The organism is Acinetobacter sp. 797_lipA (assembly GCF_058243025.1).
Map to the genome: position 1 here is coordinate 2,165,987 of NZ_JBZAYQ010000001.1, position 11,710 is coordinate 2,177,696.

Annotated in this window: 10 protein-coding genes; 8 read left to right on the plus strand and 2 right to left on the minus strand. The window is 41.0% G+C overall.

All coding sequences use genetic code 11. The annotated features are described in order from the left end of the window. Positions 1-2: 2 nt before the first annotated feature. The 3 genes from AC4CU2_RS10625 (at position 3) to AC4CU2_RS10635 (ending at position 2,663) form a co-directional block, all read left to right on the plus strand. Positions 3-1,730: a PepSY-associated TM helix domain-containing protein gene (locus AC4CU2_RS10625; protein WP_490768808.1), complete on the plus strand. Its 1,728-nt coding sequence runs from the start codon at positions 3-5 to the stop codon at positions 1,728-1,730. Further along, positions 1,727-2,065: a DUF3325 domain-containing protein gene (locus tag AC4CU2_RS10630; protein WP_178928072.1), complete on the plus strand. Its 339-nt coding sequence runs from the start codon at positions 1,727-1,729 to the stop codon at positions 2,063-2,065. The genes AC4CU2_RS10625 and AC4CU2_RS10630 overlap by 4 nt, the downstream gene beginning before the upstream one ends. Positions 2,066-2,144: 79 nt before the next feature. Then, complete coding sequence (locus AC4CU2_RS10635) at positions 2,145-2,663, plus strand: tetratricopeptide repeat protein (RefSeq protein ID WP_490768809.1); 519 nt, start codon at positions 2,145-2,147, stop codon at positions 2,661-2,663. A gap of 37 nt (positions 2,664-2,700) precedes the next feature. On the opposite strand, the gene AC4CU2_RS10640 is transcribed toward AC4CU2_RS10635, so the two are convergent. Both AC4CU2_RS10640 and AC4CU2_RS10645 read right to left on the minus strand, forming a co-directional pair. Then, complete coding sequence (locus AC4CU2_RS10640) at positions 2,701-3,651, minus strand: DUF4424 family protein (RefSeq protein ID WP_005399746.1); 951 nt, start codon at positions 3,649-3,651, stop codon at positions 2,701-2,703. A 20-nt stretch (positions 3,652-3,671) separates the two neighbouring features. Further along, positions 3,672-4,205 (minus strand): cysteine peptidase family C39 domain-containing protein, encoded by a 534-nt coding sequence (locus tag AC4CU2_RS10645; RefSeq protein WP_490768810.1) that lies wholly within the window; start codon positions 4,203-4,205, stop codon positions 3,672-3,674. Positions 4,206-4,345: 140 nt separating this feature from the next. Between AC4CU2_RS10645 and AC4CU2_RS10650 the strand changes: the two genes are divergently transcribed. The 5 genes from AC4CU2_RS10650 to AC4CU2_RS10670 all read left to right on the plus strand — a co-directional run bounded on the left by AC4CU2_RS10650 (position 4,346) and on the right by AC4CU2_RS10670 (position 11,613). Further along, on the plus strand, positions 4,346-5,203 hold the full coding sequence (locus tag AC4CU2_RS10650; RefSeq protein ID WP_490768811.1) for a DUF4062 domain-containing protein: 858 nt from the start codon (positions 4,346-4,348) through the stop codon (positions 5,201-5,203). A gap of 190 nt (positions 5,204-5,393) precedes the next feature. After that, the gene (gene ahcY / locus AC4CU2_RS10655) at positions 5,394-6,776 is read left to right on the plus strand and encodes an adenosylhomocysteinase (RefSeq protein WP_335998522.1); all 1,383 of its coding nucleotides are present in this window, start codon (positions 5,394-5,396) and stop codon (positions 6,774-6,776) included. A 185-nt stretch (positions 6,777-6,961) separates the two neighbouring features. Further along, positions 6,962-7,798: a methylenetetrahydrofolate reductase [NAD(P)H] gene (metF, locus tag AC4CU2_RS10660; protein WP_087010755.1), complete on the plus strand. Its 837-nt coding sequence runs from the start codon at positions 6,962-6,964 to the stop codon at positions 7,796-7,798. A 40-nt stretch (positions 7,799-7,838) separates the two neighbouring features. Beyond that, on the plus strand, positions 7,839-8,555 hold the full coding sequence (locus AC4CU2_RS10665; RefSeq protein ID WP_317113599.1) for a 16S rRNA (uracil(1498)-N(3))-methyltransferase: 717 nt from the start codon (positions 7,839-7,841) through the stop codon (positions 8,553-8,555). 181 nt (positions 8,556-8,736) lie between these two features. After that, positions 8,737-11,613 carry a bifunctional diguanylate cyclase/phosphodiesterase gene (locus tag AC4CU2_RS10670; protein ID WP_490768812.1) on the plus strand — a complete coding sequence of 959 codons (2,877 nt, stop codon included), beginning with the start codon at positions 8,737-8,739 and terminating at the stop codon, positions 11,611-11,613. Positions 11,614-11,710 lie beyond the last annotated feature (97 nt).

Below are 11,710 nucleotides of genomic sequence, written 5' to 3' on the forward strand. Positions count from 1 at the left end.
CAATGCGTGTTGATCAAAAAGCGGAAGGACCGCACCAATCCATGTCATGGTTGCATACATGGGCCAGTCTCATTTTAGGGTGGCTGCTGTATGCAATTTTTGTGACTGGAACACTCAGTTTTTTCCAAAATGAAATTTCTACTTGGATGAAACCAGAAACACATCAATCTATCCCTGCGCAGTCTCAAGTGCAACAAATGCAGGTCGCGCTCAACTATTTACAAAAAAACCACCCAGATGCTGGCAGTTGGAAAATTCAACTGCCCAACTCACGCCAAACCACAACTGAAGTGACTATTCGTGCCGTTGGTGAAGACCCGAAAGCACGTCGTGGTGGAAAACGTATCACCTTAGACAGTGCGACTGGTGAAGTGATTGAACCACGGGATACGCGTGGTGGTGGGTTCCTGTATCGTTTCCATTTTGAATTGTACGGTTTACCCCGCCTGTGGACACGTTGGTTAGTCGGGATTGCCACCATGTTCATGTTAGTCGCAATTGTTAGTGGCATCATTACCCATAAAAAAATCTTTAAAGATTTCTTTACCTTTCGCTCTGGCAAAGGTCAACGCTCATGGCTAGATGCACACAATGCAACCGCTGTTTTTGCACTGCCTTTTCATCTAATGATTACCTTTAGTGGCTTACTACTGCTCATGTTTATGTTCATGCCTTGGGGAATTAACCAAGCGTATGAAAATCGACAACAGTTTTTACGTGACCAACAGGCCAGCATGATTGAGCAGCCCCAAAAAGCTGAAGATGTGCAGCGCGAAGGTCAGGGTCAACGCGAAGGTGAAAGAGCGGCTCGTGGAGAACGCGGACAGCAACGTGGTGAACATGCTCAAGGTCGTGGTGAGGAACGTCCAAAACCCGAACTCCGCCCTGCACCACTGACAGACTTAGCGCCAATTATGGCAGCGGTACAACAACAGTGGAAAGACAATCCAATTGCTTCAATTAATATTATTTCACCCAATACAGACCAAGCCAAAATTGAGTTCCGTGCTCTGCGTGCTGAAAGTGTCGCGCATCGCAATGTGTATGCAACACTCAACTATAATGGGGTCACGGGTCAAGACGAAACGGATAAAAATATACGAATCAAAAATCCATCGATTCCAAGTGGCATCTATAACGTGGTCACCGTCTTACACGAAGCACGTGGCCTCGACTTGGCTCTTCGCTGGTTATTATTCTGCTCGGGTATTTTAGGCACGCTCATGGTGGCTACAGGTCTGATCCTTTGGTGTGTAAAACGTGCACCCCAACAGCAGAAACAAGGCTATAAATCGTTTGGTTTCCGACTGGTTGAAGTCCTGAATATTGCGGCCATTATTGGCTTGCCTTTGGCCTGCGCGGCATATTTTTATGCCAACCGTTTCATTCCAGCAGACGTAGAAATGCGCCTAAACTGGGAGATTCGTAGCTTCTTTACCGTATGGTTACTCGCGCTGATATATGCCATTTTCCGTACCCACCGCCAAGCGTGGTTAGACTTACTTTTATTGGCAACACTCGCTTTCGTACTGCTACCAGTGGTCAACTTGATGACAGGCGGTCAGGCTTTGTGGAACAGCATTGCGCAGGGTCAATGGATGATTGCATCGGTTGATTTAGCCATGTGGGTAATGGCAGTGATCTTCTATTTCGCTTATGACAAAGTGAAAAAACATCAAGGTTTGCCGAATAAAAAAGTGAAAGCACCTGTTCAGGAGGCCGAAGCATGATTTGGTTTCTGATCATTTGGGCTTTAGCGACCTTAGGTTTTTTTGCCCTTGCCAGCAGTATGTCTAAGCACCAAAAGCAAATCTTTGCTAAAGAACTGACACTTCAGCAAACACGCTTAGCAACCACTGTGGGTTGGTTACTGTTAATTGTTTCTTTGCTCATTTGCTTAACACAAGGACATTGGAGCACCGAAATCAGTTATTGGGTCGGCGTAATTAGCTTCGCTGCACTGTTTGTTGGACTTTGCTTAAGTTATTTTGAACAAAAAATTAAGAATATCGCTGTTTCAGTTTTACTCTTATTTATATTCAGCCTAACTTTACACCTGATCTGAACCTAAAAGCCAATCTTCGGATTGGCTTTTTCACTTGAAAGCATTAGGCTATCCACAGTTTAAATCTTTGGTTATTTGTATGCCTCAATCTCCTAAAATTCCTGCTGAATTGGTCAACCTCGCAACAACGGGTAATAGTGACGCTCAATTTGAACTTGCTGAACTGTATATGCAAAGTGAAAATGAAGATGAAATTACGCTTGCAGAAGAATGGGCACTAAAAGCAGCAGCATTGGGTCATGTGGAAGCCATGTATTGGCTAGGTGAAGGTTATGCTTTTTATGCCAAAGAACTTCGTGAAGAAGATCCAAGCGAAGCTGAAACCTACTTTGGACATGCACATCACTGGTTAAAACAGGCCGCTGAGCTGAAACACCCTAGTGCAATATTAGAGTTGGCTGGTTTTTACCGTCGTGGTGATGTGGTTGAAAAGGATGTCGCTAAGTCAATTGAACTGGTACAACAAGCAGCGGAACTGGGTGAAGCTCAAGCCATGCGTGATTTGGCATTCATTTATGAAAATGCCCTAGGTGTCGATGCGGATGAGGTAAAAGCCAAATACTGGCACGACAAGGCAGATGCCGCAGAACAGGAATAAAATCAAAAGCCCATCCTTTGATGGGCTTTTTTACTACTTAAAACTTACGCACAAAAATAATATCTAAATCCTGTTTCGGCACAAAATTCTTTTCTGTCATTTGAAATTGTGTCGAACTGATCTTTTTCACCTGACCATTCCAACAAAATGAAACCAACTCATTCGGGTCACGCTCAATGGTCAGTTTAAAACTTTGAATAGGTTTCGCCCAATTTGCACCCGTTTTTAAGATATAGCCCAAAGCTTGATAAGGGGCATATTGCGACTTGGTCTTTTTCAAACCCGCTTTGAAGTTTTGATCCATACAATAGGTTTTTTCATCCTCTTCTGGATATAAAGAGACCGAACCACCGACCAATGGCATGTACTCATGTTTTACATGGGTCAACGCATTGGCCTTAAACGTCTGCTGCCAACTATAAATAATTTGCGATTCCCAATAAATTTCATCATCCACCTGATAAGGTTTTAAAAGCTGCTGCACCGTTTTGTCCTGACAACGGTACAAACGCAGATTAAGTGTAGAGTCTTGCTGCAATAACCACGGATACATCAAATCTCGATCTGAAAAACCACATTTTTTCAAACCTGCAGTCACATCGACAACGTCACCATTGGAATTGAAGTCACCACCTGCCGTTAAAGTGGGTAAAAATGCACGCACATGCGTTTCTGGCTGAATCTTTTGTGCATTGGCTTGTACTTTAAAGCTTTGAATCAATTGTTCGGTATGCGCAAAATCGCTTTCACGCGAACTGCCCACACGCGGCAAGGGAAATAAAACAGTTTCCGTAATATCTTGAGTTGTAAGATTTTTAAATTGGTAATTCACCCGAATGATGTTTTTACTGATAAACAAATCTTCACTTTGCATACTGATTTTTGGATTTTTCAGATATTGCACACCGCCCGTTGCCACAAAACCCGTGCTGTCATTCGCACTGATCTGCATAGAGATGAACACGCATAGTCCGAGGATCTTTTTCATTTAACGTCTTCTTTTCATGTTTATTGTACTGTTTCCATGCGAGCGCTTGAATGATCAAGCACGATCACTTGTCGGCAGATGCCTTCGGCTTTTCGCTGTTGTTCAAATACAGATGCAGGCATCGCCTCAAAACTGTCAAAGAAACAGATTTCTTGTTCATCTATAGAATAAACCAGTGAATGGTTTCCGACGCTTTCTAAAGTATCGTAATACACAATGATAAATTTATTTTGCTCAAATGCCTGTTGAATTTGTTGGTAATTGATGGCCGCTAACACTGGCAGATTTAGTTGCTCAGCTTCTGCATAGCTCAATTTTTCTTGTGCTTGAAGCTCTGTGTCTTCATCAGTATAAAATTGAACATCAAAGCCAAATTTCTTTAATCCGACTGCCAAGCCAATGGTTGTCGTTCCATTTTCTGCATCATAACCACAGACCTCTATCAACTGTTCAATATCCGCATCGATATATAAATGCTGGAGTAGCATCCATACCGCATAAATACCGCCATTAGCTTCAAGGTTCATTAAGGATTCAGGGATATTCAAAGCCATAACACAATTCGAAAAAGATGATTGTGTTGATAATAAACAAAATGACTTGAACTCGAAATTAAATAATTACATCAAACCATAGAAACCGTATAAATTTCAGATATATTAAGGGTAAATAATCAAATTTCAGTAAATTAGAAATGGCACATCAAGCTACAATTTTAAATGTAATGATCGCATCCCCAAGTGATGTATCAGAAGAGAGACAACTAGTACGCGATGCAATTTATGAGTGGAATGCGATTCACTCAAAACAATTTGGTGTAATGCTAAATCCTGTTGGCTGGGAAACACATATTGCACCTGAAATGGGTAGTCGCCCACAAGAGATTATAAATAAAAGCATTCTTAATAATTCGGATATTTTAATTGGTCTTTTCTGGACTCGCTTAGGTTCACCAACTGGTGAGTATGTTAGCGGGACAGTAGAGGAAATCTCAAAACACTGTAAGAACAACAAATTAGCTTCAATATATATTTCAAGAAAGTCTTACCCCGATAATATAGATTTACAACAATTACAGCTTTTAAGAGATCAAACCCAAATATGGCTTAAAGATGGATTATTAGAATTCTATGATGATCAATCTGTCTTTAAACAAAAGATTAAAGATCACTTATCTCTTCATATTCAACAAAATGAATATATTCAAACTATTGTAAATGAACTTAATTCCAACGATACGGCAATCCAATCTTATACAGAAAAAGCTATTGAGCTTAGTGATGAAATGATAACAATCCTCCAGAATGCGGGAAAAGATGAAGGGAATATTTATTTTATTAAACATATAAATGGCACTACTTTATCTACTGGAAAATTAGATATAAATCTTCATGTCGGTCGCGAGTTAGCTAAATGGGAAAATGCTGTCCAAAAACTTTCAGAAATTAAATACATTAAAAATCAAACTGATGAAAAAGATTATTTTTCTTTAACCAACGAAGGTTGGAATGCTTTTGATCAATTAAAAGAACAAATAGGCAAAAGCCAATAATATTATCTTTTAAAACTTGGAACACTTTTAGAATCCAAGTACAATACTTCGCTAGTCGAGGGATGCTGCGACTTTTTCACAGGTACATAAATGTGAAATCGCTAGGCTCGACGATCCGGTTCAAATCCCTTTTGAATCAACAACGGCATCCGCGAACTGAATGATCAATTTTTTATATTAGGAGATCGTGATGAACGCGGTTACTGCTTCATTTACAGATTACAAAGTTGCTGATATTTCACTCGCTGACTACGGCCGTAAAGAAATCAAACTTGCTGAAGCAGAAATGCCAGCACTTATGGGCCTACGTAAGCGCTATGCTGCTGCAAAACCACTTGCTGGCGCAAAAATCCTTGGTTGTATCCACATGACCATTCAAACTGCGGTTCTCATTGAAACCCTAGTTGAATTAGGCGCCGAAGTTCGTTGGACCTCTTGTAACATCTTCTCTACTCAAGACCATGCTGCTGCGGCAATTGCGGCTTCTGGTGTACCTGTATTTGCTTGGAAAGGCGAAACTGAAGAAGAATACATGTGGTGTCTTGAACAACAAATCAATGTGAATGGCACGCCTTGGGATGCCAACATGATTTTGGATGATGGCGGTGATTTAACACTTCTTGTTCATGAAAAATATCCAGAAGTGATTGCAAAAATTCACGGTGTAACTGAAGAAACCACGACAGGTGTTCAACGTCTGTATGAAATGCTTCGTGATGGTACTTTGAAAGTTCCTGCAATCAACGTGAATGACTCTGTAACAAAGTCTAAAAACGACAACAAATACGGTTGCCGCCACTCACTGAATGATGCGATTAAACGTGGTACAGATATGCTTTTATCTGGTCGTCGTGCACTTGTGATTGGTTACGGTGACGTAGGTAAAGGTTCTGCTCAATCTCTTCGTCAAGAAGGCATGATTGTACGTGTGACTGAAGTAGATCCAATCTGTGCTATGCAAGCATGTATGGATGGTTACGAAGTTGTTTCTCCATACAAGAATGGCGTACAGACTGGTAAAAAAGAAGATGTAAATGCAGACCTTCTTCAAAATACGGACTTGATCGTAACAACGACAGGTAACTACCACGTATGTGACGCTGCAATGCTTGATTCATTAAAAGCAGGCGCTGTGGTATGTAACATCGGTCATTTTGACACTGAAATCGACACCAACTACTTACGTGGGTACAAGTGGGTTGAAGTGAAGCCACAAGTTCACCAAGTGTATCGTTCAGAAGATGAAAACAATTACTTGATCCTGCTTTCTGAAGGTCGTTTAGTTAACCTAGGTAATGCAACGGGTCACCCATCACGTATTATGGATGGTTCTTTTGCCAACCAAGTACTAGGTCAAATGCACTTGTTCGCTGAAAAATTTGCGGATCTTGCTGAAGATCAAAAACAAGCGGCTATTCGCGTAGAACTACTTCCTAAGAAATTAGATGAAGAAGTTGCGGCAGCAATGGTTGCTGGTTTTGGCGGTGTGTTAACAACTTTGACTCAAGTACAAGCAGATTACTTAGGTGTTCAAGTTGAAGGCCCATTCAAGTCGGATGCTTATAAATACTAAGTTTTATATTTCCCCCTCATCCTAGCCTTCTCCCAGTGGGAGAAGGGACTTTTCATTATTAATTCAATTTATAGTGAAAGTCCCCTCTCCTGTAAAGCGGGTTTTAAGCACTGCTGTAAATCTACGCGCAAGAGAGGGCTCGGAAGAGGTCTAAATAAAAAGCATTTATAAAAAAGGATTTGAACATGTCGAAACACATTCCTATTTCTTTTGAGTTTTTCCCGACCAAAACGGATGCGGGCGCAGAAAAACTGAAAGTTGTACACCAAGAATTACAGCTGCTCAACCCAGAGTTTTTCTCAATTACCTATGGTGCAGGCGGTTCAACCCGTGAACGCACCTTAGCAGCCATTGCAGAATTTAATGGTAAAGGCACACCTGTTGCCCCTCACTTGTCTTGTATTGGTGATGACAAAGCACGTATTGCTGAGTTACTCGACATTTATAAAGATCAAGGCATTGACCGTATTGTGGCGCTGCGTGGTGACTTACCTTCAGGTCAAGTTGGCCTAGGGGAACTACCTTATGCTACGGATTTGGTACGTTTTATCCGTGAACATTCGGGCGATCATTTCAAAATTGAGGTTGCCGCTTATCCAGAAATGCACCCTCAAGCAGATAGTTTTGACCTAGACATTCAACGTTTTTGCGACAAAGCCAATGCAGGTGCGAATGCGGCACTGACTCAGTTCTTCTTTAATCCAGATGCCTACTTCTACTTTGTAGATCGCATTCAAAAAGAAGGCGTGAACATTCCAGTTGCACCAGGCATTATGCCAATTACCAATGCCAGCAACTTGATTCGCTTTGCAGATGGTACAGGCGCTGAGATTCCACGTTGGATTCGTAAACAACTGGCAACTTATGGTGACGATACTGCCAGCATCAAAGCCTTCGGTCATGAAGTGATTGTGAAACTTTGTGAACGCCTGATTGCAGGGGGCGCACCGAGTTTGCACTTCTACACCATGAACACGACTGATCCTACCCGTCAGCTTGTACTAGACCTCGGTTTAGCATAAGTATTTAAACTAGATTCACCCTATTTGAGAGTAAAACCGAATGCCTCGTTTTTTTATGGAAGCAGAACTCAATGTTGATCACACTGTCGAACTGACTGAAACTGTGTTTCACCACTGGGTAAAAGTTTTGCGTGCTCAAGTCGGTGAAACGGCTACTTTGTTTAATGGACAAGGCGGCGAATATGAAGTGACCTTAAGTGACGTTGCTAAAAAGTCAGCATCAGTTCAGGTCACTGCTTTTAACCCAACCAATCGTACGCCTGCGTTTAAAACTTTACTCGGTCAAGTCATGAGTAAAGGGGATCGTATGGACTATGTCATTCAAAAGGCAGTTGAATTAGGCGTTTCCGAAATTCAACTATTAACGTCTGAACGTTGTGAAATGCGTTTGAAATATGACCGCGACCAAAAGAAGATTGATCATTGGCAAGGCATTGCTATCGCGGCATGTGAACAATGTGGCATGAACATTGTTCCCACTATCCATGCTCCAGTCAGCTTAGACAAATGGCTCGCATCTAAATTACCTGCGACTCGGCTTGTACTCGCCCCGAATAAAGAAAAAATCGACGTTTTGGCACATGCGACACCAAACATTGCACTTCTCATTGGGCCTGAAGGTGGTTTAAGTGAGGCTGAAATTACAACAGCCAATGAGCACGGTTTTATTAACTGGTGTATTGGTGAGCGTGTATTGCGTACAGAGACAGCGCCCGTCGTCGCTTTGTCAATCCTCAACTACAATTTAGTGATTTAAATCACATAAACAGCCGAGTCACCCTTTTGTTCTGTTAATATATTGATTATTATGTACAACAATATTACCCTTGACTTATATCAAAATATAAATTGATTGTGTTTTACACAATGTATTTAAATTTGAAAAAAGACACAACACAACGCCATTGGGTCATAAAAAAAATAAGGTTTCGCGATTCATGCCAGATATTTCTACAGAAAATCTTGATCGGCACTTGCAGACTGCGCAAATATCGCATTCCATTAGCCATCTTCGTTTCCTCATCAGTAGTTTACTGATTCTAAATTTTTATATTTTCTGTGCATATCACTATAATTTTTCTCAAGATTCTTTTTATTTTAACCTATGGTTCTTTGTTTCTGAGTTTATTCTCAGCATTTTTTGGCTCGTGAACACCGTGTATTTCAACCCGAAAAATCACTCTGCCAAACATGCGCACCGCTGGATTCAAGGCATCTGTTTAAGTATTGGTCTTTTGGTTGCAGCAGGCGTCGTCTGTATCTATTACTATTTACCCAGCCTATCTGGCAATTTTAACTATACAAATGCCCTACTCTTGTCTGCACTTTTAGTGATCGTCACACAGACCGTTTGCCTTACCTATTTAACGCAGCGCATTAGTTATTTTTGTTTGGTTTTTATTCCCTCCATTAGTCCTTATGTCCTCTCGCAATTTATCAACTTCGATGCCAATCACACTCTTTTTCACCTTGCTGTGAACTTTATTCTGATTGTGATTTTGCTCTGTGCCAATGCCACCAACCGTATTAATCAGCACTTATCCCGTCTCTCAATTAAAAATCGAGAGTTGAAAAAAGAAGCTGAAAAACAAGTCGCTTGGACCGATGATTTATGCAAACAGCTACAAAACGAAGTGAATAAATCCAAAGAGATTGAACAACAGTTACAACTGAATAATCAATTGCTTGAGCAAAAAGTACGTGAACGAACCTTTGACGTAAATCAAATCAATAAAGACTTAAAAAATAAGCAAGAAAACCTATCGCTTGCCCATGAAATTTCAGGTATTCGTCCTTGGGATTGGAATATTAAAGATCGGCTCATTTCCCTGACCAATCACAAACAAGAAAAAGTACTTAAAAACTCCACAGAGCATCAACTTCAGCTTCAGTATCTAATTCATCCAAATGATATTGCCCCGTTTAAATCTGCAATGAAAAGTCATTTACGCGGTCATTCAGACCGCTATGAAGCCACTTATCGTGTGCAACACAATAACGGGAAATGGTACTGGGTACATGACACGGGACGCGTCATTGCTCGTGATCCAATCAATCAAAAACCGTTACAAATGGTCGGTATTCGACGTGACATTCAACATGAAAAAAGCAACCAAGAACGTCTGCGACTAGCAGCGAGCGTCCTTGAACAAGCTGAACAAGGGATTTTCATCTTAGATGAAGACCTGCGTTACATCGACGTAAATCCGTTCTTTGAACGTTTGGCTGGCTTTGAAGCTGTACAAATTAATGGTAAGCATCTGTTTGATATTGTTGCGAATTATAAGTCACATCAGCGCAGCACACATAACCAAATCATTGGCCAACTCCTAAAAAAAGGTGAATACGACGGTGAACTTAATGAAAAGTTCCTGTCAGGCAAAGAGCTGTGTATTTGGATGCATCTGAATGCCATTACCGATGAGCAAGATCGTGTCACGCATTATATTGGTATCGTGTCCGATTTAACCGAGCGTAAATTGCAAGAACAGCGTCTTTCCTATTTAGAAAACTACGATACGCTAACCGATTTGCCCAACCGTTTTTACTATAACTATCAGCTTCATCAGTATTTGGTTTCTCAGCAAGACAGTATTAAGCAACTGGCGATTATTCGACTCAATATTGACCGTTTCCGCCCATTGAATGAATTCTTAAGCAATAATGGCGGCGATGAACTGCTGCGCCAAGTTGCTCAGCGCCTTCGTTTAACCAATGCTGAAGCCTTGATAGTGGCTCACTTAAATGGTGACGATTTTGCAATTGTATATGAGGTCTCTCATATTCGCCCCTCCGTTCAGGAACATATTGATCGCATTAACAAAGCCTTTAGCCTACCTTTTGATATTTTTGGTCAAGAGCACATTATTACGCTTTCAATGGGGATTTCGCAGTACCCTGAACATGGTCGTCAGCTGGACTACTTAAACAACTGTGCAGAACAAGCACTGAGTGAAGCAAAACGTTTAGGTGGAAATGCCACCAAGTTCTACAGCCTGAGCAATACCGTTGCATTAGAAGAAGGAATTTATTTAGAACGCGATTTAAGGCTAGCAATACAAAACAATGAGTTGGTGGTTTATTACCAACCCAAAATCAACTTTCACAATCAGAAGATTTATGGTTTTGAGGCGTTGGTACGCTGGAATCACCCAACCAAAGGCATCGTGCCGCCGAGTCTCTTCATTCCGATGGCAGAAAAAACCAGCTTGATTTCAGATATTGGCCGCATTGTAATTTTACAAACCGCTAAGCAAATCAAAGAATGGAATAAATTGGGTTTTGATAATATCTGTGTTTCGGTCAATGTGGTTGCCCAACAATTACAACGTGGACAGCTTTTAAAGGACTTAGACGAAGCCCTTGATCGATATAAAATCAGTGGTAGTAGCCTCGAATTAGAAATTACAGAATCCACTTTGGTTGAAAACTCAGAAGCAGTGAAAAACCTCCTTGAAACCATCAAATTGCGTGGCATTCATATTTCTTTAGATGACTTTGGTACAGGTTATTCATCACTGTCTTACCTAACTGACTTCCCTATCGATACTTTAAAAATTGATCGAAGCTTCATTTCAAAAATTGGACACTACAAACAAGAAGCCATTGTGAGCGCCATGATTGCCATGGGGAAAGCCATGGGTATGACCGTGGTGGCGGAAGGAATTGAGACCGAACAACAACTGAGTTACCTACAAAACTTAGAATGTGATATCGCGCAAGGTTATTTATTTTCCAAACCTCTTCCGCAGCTCGATGCTACCCAATATTTAAGAGATCATCTCGACACACCCTCGTATACATACTCAATATAAATCAGACTGTTTTAGCTCTAAGTTTGCTTAAAAAGCACCAGCTATCACTGGGATATACCAGCAACTAATGGTATATTCGGTCTTGTCTACTAAAAAC